Below are 15,001 nucleotides of genomic sequence, written 5' to 3' on the forward strand. Positions count from 1 at the left end.
CCATGCGAATCGTGGTGTGTGTGAAGGAAGTACTGGACCCGGCCGCAGTCAATAACTACGCGCTGTCCGGCGGACTCGCGATGAGCGCGGACGGCCGCCATCCCGAGGTCGCCGCCATCCCGCGCCTGATCAACGGTTACGACGAACAAGCGCTCGAAGCCGCACTGCGCCTGCGTGACGCCGGCCTGGACTGCCGCATCGTGGTGGTCACCATCGCCACCGAGGCGGCGAGCATGCTCAAGCAGTGCGCGGCACTGGGCGCGGACGAAATCGTCGCCATCGACCCCGGCAGTCGCGAGCTCGACGCGCCCGGCATCGCCACTGTGCTCGCCGCCTGGGTGCGCAGCAGCGGCGGTGCGGATCTGATCCTGTGTGGCCGTCAGGCCTCGGACGACGACCAGGGCGTGGTGCCGCTGCTGCTGGCCGAAAACCTGGGCCACGCCGTGACCACCCTGGCACGCGAAGTGAGCCTTGCCGACGGCGCCCTCAGCGTGACGCGTGCAACGCCCGAGGGCGACGAAGTGGTGCGGGGCAAGCTGCCGGCAGTGGTGACGGTCAGCAATGAGCTCGGCGCGCCGCGCTTTCCGACCGCAAAAGCCAAGATGGCAGCGCGCAAGATGAGCGCCGAAGTGGTGGCTATCGACAGCCTAGGCATCGACGCCGCCGCGCTCACGCCCAGCATCACCCTTCAACGTCAGTTCGTGCCGCAGATCCAGGGCAACTGCGAGTTCCTGAGCGGCTCACCGGCAGAAATCGCCAAGGCCTTGATGGAGCGCATCCGCGCCGCCTGAGTGCCATCTTGGCGCCGCCTGAGCGCGCCTGCGCCAGACAAGCAAGTGGGGAAGTCGCAGTGACTGCGACTTCCCCACTTTTTCGTCCACTGCGCCCTGATACGCTCAGGCCAGCGGCGCCACCCCGTTGAGCAGCAGGCGCATGAGTTCGGTCTGGCGCGTGACGCCAGTCTTGGCAAAGATGCCGCGCAACTGGCAGCGCACCGTGTTGCGGCTGATGTGCAGCTGCGCCGAGGCCTCATCCACGGTCAGGCCTTCGAGCAGCTTCAACACCAGGGCCGATTCGGCCGGCGTCAGACCATACAGGCGCTTGAGAATGCTCTGCGAAGCCTGCAGCTTTTGCTCGACGTCGCGAATGATGACGATCACCGCCGGACGCTCGGGGGACTCGGACCACTCGGTGAGCGGTGCGGTGCGGACCACGATGCCCAGATTCGGCCGACCCGAGGTGCGGGTCACCGACATGCCCGACGCCAGCTGCGGCCTGAGCGAGGCTTCGCCCTTGATCGCGCCATCAATGAGGCCGTGCAGCTCTCTGTTCTCGGTGCTGAACACCGCCTGTAGAAAGCCATTGACCGCACTGAGGCCGTCGCGCTCGGCGAGGATCGCCTCTGCGGCATGGTTGGTGCGCAGAATCTTGCCCTTCTTGTCGAGGATGACCGCGCCCACCGCCAGGCGTTCGAGCGTGCCCGCGTAGAGGGAACGCTCCGCCTCGGCGACGTCGATGAGACTGCGCAGCTTCACCGCGCTGGTGATGTGGGGCAGCATCAGCTGGCACAGCGCACGCTCGCGCTTGCCGAAGTTGCCGGCCTGCGCCTTGCGGCTGACGCGAAAGCGGCAACTCGGCTGATCACCATCACCGATGTCGGCGCCCAGGTAATAGCGCACCGACAGGGGCGACAGGAACTCCTGATAGATCCCGCTGCGTAGCCAGTCCTCTTCCTTGACCACCTCCTCCACCGTCATCACCCGGTTCATCGGCAGATTGACGAAGGGATCAACGGCATAGAAGAAGGTGTTGTAGGTCTCAGCGATCTCGGGCTGGGCTTCGCCGGAAAACGTGACCTGCCACGAATGCTCGGACGAGGGCTGGCGCAGGATCATGGTGACGTAGTTGGCGTCCAGCTTTTCGCGCAACTTGCCGAGAAAAGCCTTCCACGGTGTGGGCTCGCCGGTGCCGTCGTAGATCGAATGCACAAGCTCGTCGTACTCACCCATGCCCAGAGCGGACACACGCAACAAGGTTTCGAAATCAGCGTCGATCATGGCTACGCTCCGCGCTCATGGTTGGCTTGCTCGACCACGGACTGCCAAGCGGATCCGGTCGCGTGGACAGCTTTGACGACAGGCTCCTCCTCGGACCAAGCCCGCACCGTAAGCGCTCGGCTCCCGGGACACCTTGATCTGAGGCAAAAGTTGGATGGTGCAGCGCCCACGGTCTGCTGCGGCGATATCCTGCACCCTCCGTCCGGCTAGCGCGCCGGCTCCCTCACAGGAAGCTCATGCCGCCATTGACCGCCATGTTCTGCCCGGTAATGTAGGCTGCATCATCACTCGCGAGGAAGGTCGCGAGGCGGGCGATGTCCTCCGGCTCGCCGACACGACCCAGCGGAATCGCCTGGATCATGGCCTGCATCCACTGCTCCGGGATTCCCGCCAGCATCGGCGTATTGGTGGCGCCGGGGACGATCGTGTTGATGCGGATGCCGCTCGCTGCCACCTCGCGCGCAATGCTGCGGGTCAGCCCAATGACGCCGGCCTTGGTGGCAATGTAGGGCACAGGCCCTTCACCTGTGAACGCACCGGTGCTGGAGACGTTGATCAGGGCGCCCTTGATGCCATGCTTCTGCATCAGCCGCACGCCCTCGCGACAGCACAGAAAAGTGCCGGTCAGGTTCACACCGATCACCCGCGTCCAGTTATCGTCGGAAATATCGGGAAACCCGGACGCCGCGCCGATGCCTGCCGAATTGACCACCACGTCAACGCCACCGAAGCGCGCCTCCACCTCTGCAAACGCCTGCCTGACCGCTTCGGCATCAGCGACGTTGCAAGCCAGCGCGAGCCCGCGCTCGCCCAGATCGGCAATCGTTTCTGCGGCGGCTTCAAGCTTGATGTCAACCGCCACCACCTTTGCACCGAATTCGCCAAAGCGGCGGCAGATCGCCCTGCCCATGCCTTGCGCCGCCCCGGTGACGAACACCACCTTGTTTTCGAAATTCATTGTCGTCTCCTCATTTTCGTCTCCATCTCCTCTTGCTGCAGCGTTCTGCAAAGCCTACTGAGCCGCACTCGACACTGTGCCAAATGCGGCTGCGCGCGGGCACCACCAGCGCGCTCGGTGACAGGCAAGGCATGCCTTTTGGCCGTGATTGCTATCGAACTCTGCACGCGCACCGAGGTCTGTCCACCGAACCCGGCGATCGAGAGGAACCGGCACGCGCCCTTGGCCACATTTGACTTCGCTTTATCACCCAATCGAGGGATGCCGCTTTCTGCATGCAGGCATAACGTGTCCTCAAGGGCGGAGGCAGGACCACATACGACAGCCGCCGCCATCTCACCTGGATCTACAGAGCGGAGCACATACATCATGAAACAAACCATCGCTGTCGTCGGCGGCACAGGTAATCTTGGCGCAGCCCTCGCCCGTCGCTGGGCAAAGGCCGGCAGGGACGTGATCATCGGCTCGCGCACTGCGGACAAGGCGCGTGAGGCGGCGGACCGCCTCGGCGGCGAACTCGGCATCCACATCCGCGCCGCATCCAATCTGGAAGCTGCACAGGCCGCCGACATCGTCGTCATCACCGTCCCCTTCGCCTCCCAGCGTGGTGTACTGGAGGACATCCGCCCCGCGCTGGCGGGCAAGATCGTGATCGACACCACCGTGCCACTGATGCCGCCCAAGGTGGCGCGCGTGCAGCTGCCAGCCGAAGGCAGCGCCGCGCAATGCGCGCACAACCTGCTGGGCGAGGACGTGCGTCTGGTGTCCGCGTTTCATAACGTGGCGGCGCACAAACTCGCAACCGACCAGGTCGTCGAGTGTGACGTACTGGTGTTTGGCGATGACAAGCAGGCCCGCGCCGTTGCGGTGGAGTTGGCGGACTGCGCCGGCCTGCGTGGCCTGCATGCAGGCGTGCTGGGAAATGCCGCCGCCGCCGAGGCACTGACGTCGATCCTGATCTTCATCAACAAGAACTACAAGGTCGACGGCGCCGGCATCCGCATCACCGGCGCACTCGACTTCAGCGCTGCGGCGGACTGAAGATGTTCTCCCCGGTCAGGCTCAGCGCGCTGCCGGGGTTTTGCATTCGCGCTGCGAACGTCCCCACCTCGGGAGGCTGATCGTGACCTGCTGGGCACTGCTTGCTGTCAAACCCCCGCACCTGGGCAAGAGCCGGCTGGCCAGCGTCTTGTCGGGCGCACAGCGTGAGCGCTTGATTCGCGTGATGCTCGCGCGCGTGCTCGATGCACTCGATGCGGCCGAAGAGATCGACCAGATCGCGGTGGTGACACCGGCGACCGAGCTGCTGCCGCGTGGCGTCATTGCCCTCGACGACCCTGGTGGCGGCCTCAACCACGCGCTCGGCGCGGGGCGTCGCGCGCTGATTGCACGGGGCGCCGACGAGGTGCTCGTCCTCCATGCCGACCTGCCCAGCCTGAGCGCGAGCGAAATCGACAGCTTCGTGCGTCAGGGCCGGCACACCGGTCTGGCGCTCGCGCCAGACCGCCACGGTCATGGCACCAACGCGGTGTTCCTCGCTGGAGACGGTGACTTCAGCTTTCGCTTCGGCACGTCGAGCTTCACGCGCCATATGGACGAGGCCGCGGCACGGGCGCGGGAAGCGACCGTCATCAATCTGCCCGGCTTTGCCATGGATATCGACGAACCAGCAGATCTACAGCATTTTCTCGGCACCGAGGGCAGCCTGCTTGAGTCGGCTCTTGGCACCGAGGGCAGCTTGCTTGAGTCGCCCCTCACACCCAGGAGTAGCACGCGATGGACACCACGCCCACGGAACTTCTCGCTCTTGCACGCAGTGGAGCACGGCTGAGTGACGCGCAGCTGCGCGCGCTGGCGACAGCGAGCACGGCTGCACCCACACCGGCGCTGCTCGACTGCGCCCGCGCGCTGACCCTGGCCGGCCACGGACATCTGGTGGGCCATTCGCGCAAGGTGTTCATCCCCGTCACCCGCCTGTGTCGCAATGTGTGCGGCTACTGCAGCTTCGCGAGCTCGCCGCAGGCGCTGCCGCAAGCCTTCCTGAGCGTCGATGAGGTGCTGCAGATCGCGCACGCAGGCGCTGCCGCCGGTTGCCGCGAGGCCTTGTTCACGCTGGGCGAGAAGCCCGAACTGCGCTACCGCGCGGCACGCGAGGCCTTGCACGCGCTCGGCCACGAAACCACGGTGGACTACGTCGCCGCCCTCGCCGAGCGCGTATTCAGCGAAACCGGCCTGCTGCCGCACATCAACGCGGGCAACCTCACGGTAGCCGAGTTCGCCCATCTGCGCCCGCATGCGGCATCGATGGGCATCATGCTCGAGAGCGCGGCCAGCCGTCTGAGCGAGCGCGGGCAGGCGCACTGGAACTGCCCCGACAAGGAGCCCGCCGCACGCCTGGCGACGCTGGCCGCCGCAGGACAGGCCGGCGTCGCCATGACCAGCGGCATCCTGATCGGCATTGGCGAGACGCCCGCAGAGCGCGTGGAGGCTTTGCTCGCCCTGCGCGCCATCCACGAGCGCCACGGCAACCTGCAGGAAGTGATCGTGCAGAACTTTCGCGCCAAGGCCCGCACCCCGATGGCCCATGCCAGCGAGCCCACCCTGGCCGAGCACGCGTGGACGATCGCGATGGCGCGCCTGGTGTTTGGCGCCAGCATGTCCATCCAGGCGCCGCCCAATCTGCGCGCGGGTGAGCTGCAGACCCTGATCGACGCTGGCGTGAACGATTGGGGCGGCATCTCGCCCGTCACCATAGACCACGTCAACCCCGAAGCTGCCTGGCCCGAACTCGAGCAACTGGCGAACGAAACCCGCGCCTGCGGGGGTGAGCTGGTCGAACGCCTGGCACTGGCGCCCGCCTTTGCACGCGAGGCCGGACGCTGGACCGAGGGCGAGATGCGCAAGGCTGTGCTGCGCAGCTGCGATGCTGCGGGCTGGGCGCGCGAAGACAGCTGGCTGGCTGGTGCAGACATGAAGCCCGCGCCAGCACAGGCGCAGTGGGTGCTCAGCGCCACGCACCCTGCACCCAGCGCCGGGATAGCCGACATCCTCGCCCGCGCTGCCGGCGGTGAGGTGCTGGACGAACACGCGATTGCAGCCCTGTTCACCGCGCGCGCTGCGGACTTCGCCGCGGTCGTGCATGCCGCCGACCGCCTGCGTGTACGCCTTGTCGGCGACAGCGTGTCCTATGTGCGCAACTGCAACATCAACTACACCAACATCTGCACGCATCGCTGTGGCTTCTGCGCCTTTGCCAAGAGCCACGCCGCCAGCACCTTGCGCGGCCCTGCCTACGTGCTCGATGCCGACGCCGTGGCCGAGCGCGCGCACGAGGCCTGGCAGCGCGGCGCACGCGAAGTGTGCATGCAGGGCGGCATCCACCCGCACTACGACGGCAACACCTATCTGGGGCTGACGCGCGCAGTGAAGGCGATTGCACCGGACATGCACATCCACGCCTTCTCGCCGCTCGAAGTGCTGCATGGCGCGCGCACCCTGGGCCTGTCGATCGACGACTATGTGCTGCGCCTGCGCGAGGCGGGCCTGGGCACGCTGCCCGGCACCGCCGCCGAGATCCTCGACGACGAGGTGCGCGCGCTGATCTGCGCGGACAAGCTCAACACCCAGGAGTGGCTCGAGGTGATGCGCGCCGCTCACCGCGCCGGCATCCGCAGCACGGCGACCATCATGTTCGGCCATGTCGACACGCCCCTGCACTGGGCTCGGCACCTGCTGCACGTACGCGCGCTGCAGGCGGAGACGGGTGGCTTCACCGAGTTCGTGCCGCTGCCATTCGTGCATATGGAGTCGCCGCTGTGGCACAAGGGCCTGGCGCGCTCGGGGCCGACGCTGCGTGAATCCATCCTTATGCATGCGGTGGCGCGCATCGTGTTTGGCGAGCTGATCCCCAACATCCAGACCTCGTGGGTGAAGATGGGCCGCGAAGGCGCGGCATTGTGTCTGCGTGCCGGCGCCAACGATCTGGGCGGCACGCTGATGTATGAGTCGATCACCCGCGCCGCGGGCGGCAGCCATGGCGGGCTGATGGACGACGACGACATGCGCGCCATTGCCGCCAGCGCCGGTCGCCCCTTGCGCCGGCGCACCACGACCTATGCCTACCTGAGCGATGATCAGCCGCGCGCTGCAAACCCGGCCCCGGCGCTGCTCGCAAGCTGAGCGGGAACCAGGGTGAAGTACGTGCGCTCACCCTCTCTACCGGCAGCGTCCTGATGAGCGCGGACACCCTGGCCCCGGACACCACGACCCCGAGCGCGATCATCCTCGCCGCCGGTGAAGGTCGCCGGCTGGGTGGCCGCGCGAAGGCGAGCCTGCGCATTGACGGCTCCAGCCTGCTGCAGCGACTCGGCAGCGCCTTGCGCGGCGCCGGCATCCACGAGCTCGGCGTCGTCATCGGCCCCTACCGCGATCAGCTCCTGCCCCTGGCACGCACGTGCGGTGCCCAGGTTCTCCAACACCCGCGGGCGGGTGCCACACTGATCGACTCACAGCGCCTCGCGCTCGACCATCACCTGGCTCAACAAGGCGAAACCGACCTCTTGCTGGTGCTGGCCGACCTGCCCTTTCTCACCGCGGCGCACATCCAGGCGCTGCTCGAACGCTGGCGCCAGCGTGCCCCCAGCGTGGATGCGCAGATGCCCGTGGTCGCAGGCGTTCGCGGCCACCCCTTGATCCTGTCACGGCGCGCGGCCGAGGCCATTGCGGCGACGCCGCGCGAGCTGGGCATTCGCGACTGGCTTGCACGCCACCCGGAGCGCGTGCTGGCGGTGAATGCCTCGCAGCCGGCCTATGTGAGCGACATTGACACCGAGGCCGATGTCGAGGCCCTGAGGGCAGCGCTGGCGCCGCACATCGTGAGCTGGCCATAGCTCCAGGCCCGGCACCTCGTCCTGAGCCCTGATGCACACGCTGGTGCTCAAGGCCGGGGGCAGGACATGACATCAGCGTGAAACCCGTTCGCCGTCAAGGCATTGGCGGAATTCGCAGGATTTATGGCCTAAGCGACACTGTGCTTGAAGCCCCGGCTTGGCTACGATGGCTTACCTTACATTGCGAGGACCGTCATGAAAGCCTTCCAGGACTACTACCCCGAGAACGTGGCGCATTGCTACGGCTGCGGCGCACTCAATGAACTGGGTCATCAGATCAAGACCTACTGGGACGGCGACGATACGCTGACGAAATACAATCCGCGTGCGGAGCACACCGCGATTCCCGGCTTCGTCTACGGTGGCCTGATCGCGTCACTGATCGACTGCCACTGCACCGGCACCGCTGCCGCGGCAATGTACCGCTCGGAAAACCGCCCCATGGACAGCGAGCCGCCGTTCCGCTTCGTCACCGGCTCCCTGCATGTGGATTACCTGAAGCCGACGCCGATGGGCGTGGAACTCGAGATCCGCGGCCGGGTGAAGGAAATCCGTGGCCGCAAGGTCATCGTTGAAGCCGAAGTGTCGGCCAATGGCGTGATCACCGCGCGCGGCGAGCTGGTGGCGGTGCAGATGCCGGACACGTTCAAGGCCTGAACGGCCAATACTGTTCAGCGCCTGATCACAGGCCGCAGCTCCACGCCTTCCTGCGAGAGGCTACTCGGGCAGGGCGGAAATCGGCACAATCGGCCATTTCCAGCCCTGCGCGCCGCGCACACAGGCGCTCAGACTCCCAGTCTGGCGCCTACTCGCGGTGACGGAAAATTGCGCACTAAGGAGCTCGCATGCTGAATTTCACCTACTACAATCCGACCCGAATCGTCTTTGGCGCGGGCAGTATCGCGCGCCTGGACGTGCTCGTCCCCGCCGACGCGCGCATCCTCATCCTCTACGGCGGCGGCAGTGCTGAGCGCAACGGCACGCTGGCCGAGGTCGAAGCAGCGCTGGGCGCACGCACGGTGCAGCGTTTTGGCGGTATCGAACCCAACCCGAGCTACGAAACCTTGATGAAGGCGGTGGAGCTCGTGCGTCGCGAGAAGCTGGATTTTCTGCTCGCGGTGGGCGGCGGCTCGGTGATCGATGGCAGCAAGTTCGTCGCCGCAGCGGTCGACTACGACGGCGAGCCCTGGCACATCCTGGAAACCTACGGCAAGCACATCACCCGCGCCGTGGCGCTGGGCTGTGTGCTCACCCTGCCCGCCACCGGCTCGGAAGCGAATTGCGCCGGTGTGGTCACGCGCAAATCGATCAAGGCCAAGCTCGGCTTTGGCAGCAGCCACGTATATCCCCGCTTCGCGGTGCTTGATCCGGAAAAGACTTACTCCCTGCCGCCACGTCAGATTGCCAACGGCGTGGTCGACGCCTTCGTGCATGTCATGGAGCAGTACGTGACTTATCCGGTGCACGCCGCCGTGCAGGATCGCTACGCCGAGAGCCTGCTGCAGGTCCTGATCGAAGTCGGTCCACAGGCCCTGGCGACACCACAGGACTACGAGGTGCGCGCCAACCTGATGTGGGCCGCCACTCAGGCCTTGCACGGGGTCGTTGGCGCTGGCGTGCCGCAGGACTGGGCCACGCACAAGATCGGTCATGAGCTCACCGCCTTGCACGGCCTGGACCACGCCCAGACGCTCGCCATCGTGCTGCCCAACCTGCTGCAGCTGCGCCGCGACGTGAAGCACGACAAACTGCTGCAATACGCCAGCCGGGTGTGGAAGCTTGACAGCGGCACAGCAGAGGCACGCATCGACGCCGCAATCGCACGAACCCGCGCCTTCTTCGAGTCGCTCGGGGTGAGGACGCGCCTGAGCGACTACGGCATCGGCGCCGACGCCATCGACGAGGTCGTCACCCAGCTGGCGGCCCATGGCATGACTGCCATCGGAGAAGACAAAGGGATGGACCTTGAATTCAGTCGTCGCATCCTGCACGCCTGCCTGTGAACAAGCCCTTGATGCAGACGGAAGTGAAGCCTCTGCAAAGCAAGAATCAGCTACAGCGTCGACGTCATCAGGGACAGGACAAGAATTACTTTTAACCGGATAAAATAATTTGCTCTGTGGAATTATTGCATTGCACAAACCGATTCACTATCATTCATTTGTCTCCTCCACCCTCCTCCTTTGGTGTGGATTTAAGCCCGGACACGCAAGTGTTCGGGCTTTTTCTTGCGCGTGTGAACGCCCTCGCAACAGACGCCGATGCACGCACTTCGCCACGGACATTCATTGATCGAAGAGTGTCAGCACACACCGCATGTGGTGAGCGTTTCGCGCGCCGAACGCGCCCTTCAAGTCACATCGAGCACACCCGAGCGCGCACTACGGCTTGCCGTAAAGCAGCGACTCTGCTATTAAGACGCCTCTATCATCCACCAAACTACGGAAGTTGATTAATGGCTGACGATACCCTGCACAAGCAGTTCCTGCCCTATGCTCCCGCCGCCGGCGAGGAATACATGAGCGAGAAGCAGATCGCCCACTTCCGCGAGATCCTGAGCTCGCTGAAGGGTGAGTTGATGGAGGACATCGAGCGTACTGTGCACACCATGCAGGACGAGGCGACGGCTTTCGCCGACCCCAATGACCGCGCCAGTCAGGAGTCTGATATCGCGCTCGAACTGCGCAACCGTGACCGCGAGCGCAAGCTGATCAAGAAGATAGACGAAGCGCTGGGTAGGCTGGAAGCCGGTGAATATGGCTATTGCGACAGCTGCGGCGTCGAGATCGGCCTCAAGCGCCTGGAGGCCCGCCCCACGGCCACGATGTGCATCGACTGCAAGACGCTCGAAGAGATACGCGAGCGCCAGATCGCGCGCTGAACTTGTTCCAGCTCTCCGCCCTCAGGGGCAGCCATTGCGAGGGACGCCGCGGCGTCCCTTTTTGTTGGGGAGCGCACGCCAACGCCGTCTGACACGCCACAAAAAAGGACGCCGTGGCGTCCTTTTTTGTCATTGCACATGCAGCGGACCAAGGCCCGCCACACTCATCAGCTGGCGTTTTCGCTCAACAAAGCCTTCATGCTCAAGCGAATCTTGCCGCGTTCGTCGGTCTCGAGCACCTTGACGCGTACCACCTGGCCTTCCTTGACGTAGTCGGCGACGTTATTGACGCGCTCGTTGGCGATCTGCGACACATGCAGCAAGCCATCACGGCCCGGCATGATGTTCACGATGGCACCAAAGTCGAGCAGACGCACGACCGGGCCTTCGTAGATCTTGCCCACTTCCACTTCGGCGGTGATCGCTTCGATCCTGGCCTTTGCCGCCTGGGCACCCTCAGCACTCACCGAGGAGATCGTGATCTGGCCATCGTCCTCGATCTCGATGATGGTGCCGGTTTCTTCCTGCAGCGCGCGAATCACCGCGCCACCCTTGCCGATCACGTCGCGGATCTTCTCCGGATTGATCTTGATGTTGATCATGCGCGGAGCGTACTCGGACACTTCGCCGCGCGAGGTGTTGAGCGACTCCTTCATGATGCCGAGGATGTGCAGACGCCCGGTCCTGGCCTGATCCAGCGCAGCCTGCATGATGTCCCTGGTGATGCCCTGGATCTTGATGTCCATCTGCAGACCGGTGACGCCGTTCTCGGTGCCCGCGACCTTGAAGTCCATGTCGCCGAGGTGGTCCTCGTCGCCCAGGATGTCGGACAGAACGGCGAAGCGGCCACCGTCCTTGATCAGACCCATCGCGATACCGGCGACGTGGTCCTTGAGCGGCACGCCCGCGTCCATCATCGCCAGCGAGCCGCCACACACCGAAGCCATCGACGAGGAACCGTTGGACTCGGTGATCTCGGACACCACGCGCACGGTGTAGGAGAAGTCCTCGGCCTTCGGCAGCACGGCAATCAGCGAACGCTTGGCAAGGCGGCCATGGCCCACTTCGCGACGCTTGGTGATGCCGAAGCGGCCGGTCTCACCGGTGCAGAAGGGCGGGAAGTTGTAATGGAGCAGGAAGCGCTCCTTGTACTCACCGGCGATGGCGTCGATCATCTGCTCGTCACGGCCTGTGCCCAGCGTGGCCACGACCAGCGCCTGGGTTTCACCGCGCGTGAACAATGCCGAACCATGGGTGCGCGGCAGCACGCCGGTGCGGATCGTGATCGGGCGCACGGTGCGGGTGTCGCGGCCATCGATGCGTGGCTCGCCGTTGAGGATGCGGCTGCGGACGATGCCCGACTCGATGTTGAAGAAGATGTCCTTCAGCTCGGTGGCCGAGGGCGGCACTTCGGAAGTTTCGCTCAGGGTGGTCGACACGCGGCGACGAATCTCACCCAGACGGGCCGAGCGTTCCTGCTTGCTGGTGATGCTGAAGGCCGCTTCCATGTCGGCCTTGGCGAGCTCGGTGACACGGGCGATGAGCGCGTCGTTGGCCGGCGCAGGCTGCCAGTCCCACTCGGGCTTGCCCGCCACTTCGACCAGGCTGTTGATGGCGTTGATCGCCACCTGCATCTGCTCGTGACCGAACATCACTGCGCCCAGCATGACCTGCTCGGACAGCTCCTTCGCTTCGGATTCGACCATCAGCACGGCCGCCTGGGTGCCGGCAACGACCAGGTTCATGTCGCTGGTCTGGAGCTGGGAAACGGTCGGGTTGACGATGTACTGGCCATCGACGTAAGCGACGCGCGCAGCACCGATCGGGCCGTCAAACGGAATGCCGGAGATGGCCAGCGCGGCAGACGCGCCGATCAGCGCCGGGATGTCGGCATCGACTTCCGGATTGAGCGACAGCACGGTGACGATGACCTGGACTTCATTCATGAAGCCTTCGGGGAAGAGCGGGCGGATGGGACGATCGATCAGCCGGGAGGTGAGGATTTCCTTTTCCGACGGACGGCCTTCGCGCTTGAAGAAGCCACCCGGGATACGACCGGCAGCGTAGAACTTCTCGACATAATCAACCGTGAGCGGGAAGAAGTCCTGCCCCGGACGGGCTTCCTTGGCGGCGACCACAGTCGCCAGCACCACGGTTTCTTCCATGTTCACGATGACGGCGCCGCCGGCCTGGCGAGCAATCTCACCGGTTTCGAGCGTGACGGAATGAGCACCGTAAGTAAAAGTTGTCTTGTTAGCGTTCAGCAAGGGAATTCCTTTAAGAATGAATGCAGCGAACCACAACTGCGCTTGGCCCGAGGGTCGAGCGACCCCGGACCACAAACCGACAAACCCGCCATCCGCGGGGCTGAAACGGCACAAAGCCGGCCGTGCCGCAGGGGCACGCACCGGCTTTGATCACCTACTTCGCCCTGATCGGCGCGGTCGGGCTGGTCACGGACGCAATTACTTGCGCAAGCCCAGACGCTCGATGAGTTTGCGATAGCTATCGGCATTGCTGCCCTTCAGGTAGTCCAGCAGCTTGCGGCGCTGGCTGACCATCTTCAGCAAACCACGGCGCGAGTGGTGATCCTTGCCGTTAGCCTTGAAGTGAGGAGCGAGCCCGTTGATGCGGGCGGTCAGAAGCGCAACCTGGACTTCCGGCGAACCGGTGTCGCCTTGGGCGCGCTGGAAGTCGGAGACGATCTGCGACTTGGATGCGGTGTCAAGAGCCATGTATGTCTTTACTCGTGTTTTTCTGCCAATCAGAAGCGGTGGATTATACCCAAAGCCGCACCAAAAACTCAATCTATATCATGCGGATGCGTCGAGCACACCCCCATCGGTGGCAATCAACCGGCGTGCAGCCAGCTTGTCACCGTCCTGCCACTGCCCCAGACCAAGAAAACCCTTGGGTCCATAGACACGCACCAGTCCTTCCCCACCGGCCCCTGCCAGACTCAGCACACGGCCCTGCAACAAGCCCTGCGCCTGTTCGCCGTCAAGCACAATGCGCGCATGGACTGCAAGCAGCGCATCGACCGGAGCCAGCATGGCGGCGCGTGCCTCGAACTCACAAGCTTCGAGTGCCGCCAGTGTAACCGCCGCGTCAAGCTCGAACGCACCTATGCGGGTACGCCTCAGCCCACACAGATGGGCACCGCAACCCAGGGCGGCACCGATGTCCATCGCCAGGCTGCGCACGTAGGTGCCCTTGCTGCAGGACACACGTAGCGTGAAACGGTCGCCGCTGAAATCGAGCAGCTCGAGCGCGTGAATCGTGACCTTGCGCGCTTCGCGCTCGACCTCGATACCCGCGCGCGCGTATTCATAGAGCGGCTTGCCGTCGCGCTTGAGCGCCGAATACATCGGCGGCACCTGCTCGATCTCGCCACGGAAACCTTCGAGCACGGCTTCAAGCTGGCGCCGATCGACCACAACCGGATGCGTGGCCAGCACCGCGCCGTCCGCATCACCACTATCGGTTTCCACACCCAGCTGCACGACCGCTTCGTAACACTTGTCGGCATCGAGCAGGACCTGCGAAAACTTGGTCGCTTCGCCGAAGGTCAGCGGCAACAAACCGCTTGCCATCGGGTCCAGCGTGCCGGTGTGTCCGCCCTTGGCGGCATTGAGCAGATGGCGTGCGCCCTGCAGGGCGGCGTTGGACGTCATGCCCTGCGGTTTGTCCAGGAACAGCACGCCATCGATGATCCGACGCACGATCTTGCGCTGTGGCCGCTTCGCCCGCCGTGGGCGCGCCTCAAGCTCAGCCCTTGCTGCGGCCGTCATCGTCTGCCGGACTGTTGTCCTCGCCTTCGCCGTGCTCGCGTTCCGCTTCGGCATCGTTGCCTTGCCGCGCCGCGTCGTCGCGCACCACGTCATCGATCAGACGCGAAAGACGTGCGCCCTCCTCGACCGAGCGGTCGTAGTGGAAATGCAGCTCCGGAATGGTGTGGATGCGCATCCGACGGCCCAGTTCGCGCCGCAGGAAGCCGCCCGCGCGGCGCAGCCCCTGCAGGATCTCAGGCACCTCAGCCTCGCCGGTCATCGAGGTGAAGAACACCTTCGCGTGTGCGTAGTCGGGGGTGATCTCAACACCGGAAATGGTGATGAAGCCGACGCGAGGATCTTTCACCTCGAGCCGGATCATCTCCGCCAACTCGCGGTGGATCTGCTCCACCACGCGCTGGCTGCGGGAATACTCCTTTGGCATC

The 15,001-nt window shown here is 64.8% G+C and carries 14 protein-coding genes; 8 read left to right on the plus strand and 6 right to left on the minus strand.

All coding sequences use genetic code 11. The features are described 5' to 3' along the window. Positions 1-2: 2 nt before the first annotated feature. A complete protein-coding gene (locus tag M622_RS39325; RefSeq protein WP_021248984.1) occupies positions 3-791 on the plus strand; it encodes an electron transfer flavoprotein subunit beta/FixA family protein in 789 nt (262 codons plus the stop codon). Positions 792-896: 105 nt separating this feature from the next. Here the strand turns inward: M622_RS39325 and M622_RS28240 are convergent, their stop codons facing one another. Further along, entirely contained in the window at positions 897-2,057 is a 1,161-nt protein-coding gene (locus M622_RS28240) for a helix-turn-helix transcriptional regulator (protein ID WP_021248985.1), read from the minus strand. Between the two features lie 223 nt (positions 2,058-2,280). Continuing rightward, positions 2,281-3,015, minus strand: a complete 735-nt coding sequence (locus M622_RS28245) for an SDR family NAD(P)-dependent oxidoreductase (RefSeq protein ID WP_021248986.1) — start codon at positions 3,013-3,015, stop codon at positions 2,281-2,283. A gap of 369 nt (positions 3,016-3,384) precedes the next feature. Between M622_RS28245 and npdG the strand changes: the two genes are divergently transcribed. The 7 genes from npdG to dksA all read left to right on the plus strand — a co-directional run bounded on the left by npdG (position 3,385) and on the right by dksA (position 10,785). Further along, positions 3,385-4,056 carry an NADPH-dependent F420 reductase gene (npdG, locus tag M622_RS28250; protein ID WP_021248987.1) on the plus strand — a complete coding sequence of 224 codons (672 nt, stop codon included), beginning with the start codon at positions 3,385-3,387 and terminating at the stop codon, positions 4,054-4,056. A gap of 82 nt (positions 4,057-4,138) precedes the next feature. Then, positions 4,139-4,846, plus strand: a complete 708-nt coding sequence (gene cofC, locus M622_RS0120145; protein ID WP_021248988.1) for a 2-phospho-L-lactate guanylyltransferase — start codon at positions 4,139-4,141, stop codon at positions 4,844-4,846. Further along, a complete protein-coding gene (cofH, locus tag M622_RS28255; RefSeq protein ID WP_021248989.1) occupies positions 4,792-7,194 on the plus strand; it encodes a 5-amino-6-(D-ribitylamino)uracil--L-tyrosine 4-hydroxyphenyl transferase CofH in 2,403 nt (800 codons plus the stop codon). The genes cofC and cofH overlap by 55 nt, the downstream gene beginning before the upstream one ends. 53 nt (positions 7,195-7,247) lie before the next feature. Further along, entirely contained in the window at positions 7,248-7,904 is a 657-nt protein-coding gene (locus M622_RS39330; protein WP_021248990.1) for a nucleotidyltransferase family protein, read from the plus strand. Positions 7,905-8,099: 195 nt separating this feature from the next. Beyond that, complete coding sequence (locus M622_RS28265; RefSeq protein ID WP_021248991.1) at positions 8,100-8,561, plus strand: PaaI family thioesterase; 462 nt, start codon at positions 8,100-8,102, stop codon at positions 8,559-8,561. Positions 8,562-8,749: 188 nt separating this feature from the next. After that, a complete protein-coding gene (locus M622_RS28270) occupies positions 8,750-9,907 on the plus strand; it encodes an iron-containing alcohol dehydrogenase (protein WP_021248992.1) in 1,158 nt (385 codons plus the stop codon). 452 nt (positions 9,908-10,359) lie between these two features. Beyond that, positions 10,360-10,785 (plus strand): RNA polymerase-binding protein DksA, encoded by a 426-nt coding sequence (gene dksA / locus M622_RS28275; RefSeq protein ID WP_021248993.1) that lies wholly within the window; start codon positions 10,360-10,362, stop codon positions 10,783-10,785. A gap of 167 nt (positions 10,786-10,952) precedes the next feature. Here the strand turns inward: dksA and pnp are convergent, their stop codons facing one another. From pnp to rbfA, 4 genes are all read right to left on the minus strand, one after another. Next, complete coding sequence (pnp, locus tag M622_RS28280; protein ID WP_021248994.1) at positions 10,953-13,052, minus strand: polyribonucleotide nucleotidyltransferase; 2,100 nt, start codon at positions 13,050-13,052, stop codon at positions 10,953-10,955. A 198-nt stretch (positions 13,053-13,250) separates the two neighbouring features. Further along, positions 13,251-13,520 carry a 30S ribosomal protein S15 gene (gene rpsO / locus M622_RS28285; RefSeq protein ID WP_021248995.1) on the minus strand — a complete coding sequence of 90 codons (270 nt, stop codon included), beginning with the start codon at positions 13,518-13,520 and terminating at the stop codon, positions 13,251-13,253. A 78-nt stretch (positions 13,521-13,598) separates the two neighbouring features. Continuing rightward, positions 13,599-14,576 carry a tRNA pseudouridine(55) synthase TruB gene (gene truB, locus M622_RS28290; protein WP_021248996.1) on the minus strand — a complete coding sequence of 326 codons (978 nt, stop codon included), beginning with the start codon at positions 14,574-14,576 and terminating at the stop codon, positions 13,599-13,601. Beyond that, complete coding sequence (gene rbfA / locus M622_RS28295; RefSeq protein WP_021248997.1) at positions 14,554-15,000, minus strand: 30S ribosome-binding factor RbfA; 447 nt, start codon at positions 14,998-15,000, stop codon at positions 14,554-14,556. Before rbfA ends, truB begins: the two co-directional genes overlap by 23 nt. Position 15,001: the final 1 nt, after the last annotated feature.

This window comes from Thauera terpenica 58Eu, from assembly GCF_000443165.1.
GTDB lineage: Bacteria > Pseudomonadota > Gammaproteobacteria > Burkholderiales > Rhodocyclaceae > Thauera > Thauera terpenica.

What these genes read in the sequence shown, in the direction of transcription:
- rpsO (WP_021248995.1), bottom strand. Translation starts at nt 13,520, where the DNA reads ATGGCTCTTGACACCGCATCCAAGTCGCAGATCGTCTCCGACTTCCAG.
- M622_RS28245 (WP_021248986.1), bottom strand. Translation starts at nt 3,015, where the DNA reads ATGAATTTCGAAAACAAGGTGGTGTTCGTCACCGGGGCGGCGCAAGGC.
- M622_RS28270 (WP_021248992.1), top strand. Translation starts at nt 8,750, where the DNA reads ATGCTGAATTTCACCTACTACAATCCGACCCGAATCGTCTTTGGCGCG.
- M622_RS39330 (WP_021248990.1), top strand. Translation starts at nt 7,248, where the DNA reads ATGAGCGCGGACACCCTGGCCCCGGACACCACGACCCCGAGCGCGATC.
- cofH (WP_021248989.1), top strand. Translation starts at nt 4,792, where the DNA reads ATGGACACCACGCCCACGGAACTTCTCGCTCTTGCACGCAGTGGAGCA.
- M622_RS28265 (WP_021248991.1), top strand. Translation starts at nt 8,100, where the DNA reads ATGAAAGCCTTCCAGGACTACTACCCCGAGAACGTGGCGCATTGCTAC.
- M622_RS28240 (WP_021248985.1), bottom strand. Translation starts at nt 2,057, where the DNA reads ATGATCGACGCTGATTTCGAAACCTTGTTGCGTGTGTCCGCTCTGGGC.
- npdG (WP_021248987.1), top strand. Translation starts at nt 3,385, where the DNA reads ATGAAACAAACCATCGCTGTCGTCGGCGGCACAGGTAATCTTGGCGCA.
- truB (WP_021248996.1), bottom strand. Translation starts at nt 14,576, where the DNA reads ATGACGGCCGCAGCAAGGGCTGAGCTTGAGGCGCGCCCACGGCGGGCG.
- dksA (WP_021248993.1), top strand. Translation starts at nt 10,360, where the DNA reads ATGGCTGACGATACCCTGCACAAGCAGTTCCTGCCCTATGCTCCCGCC.
- M622_RS39325 (WP_021248984.1), top strand. Translation starts at nt 3, where the DNA reads ATGCGAATCGTGGTGTGTGTGAAGGAAGTACTGGACCCGGCCGCAGTC.
- rbfA (WP_021248997.1), bottom strand. Translation starts at nt 15,000, where the DNA reads ATGCCAAAGGAGTATTCCCGCAGCCAGCGCGTGGTGGAGCAGATCCAC.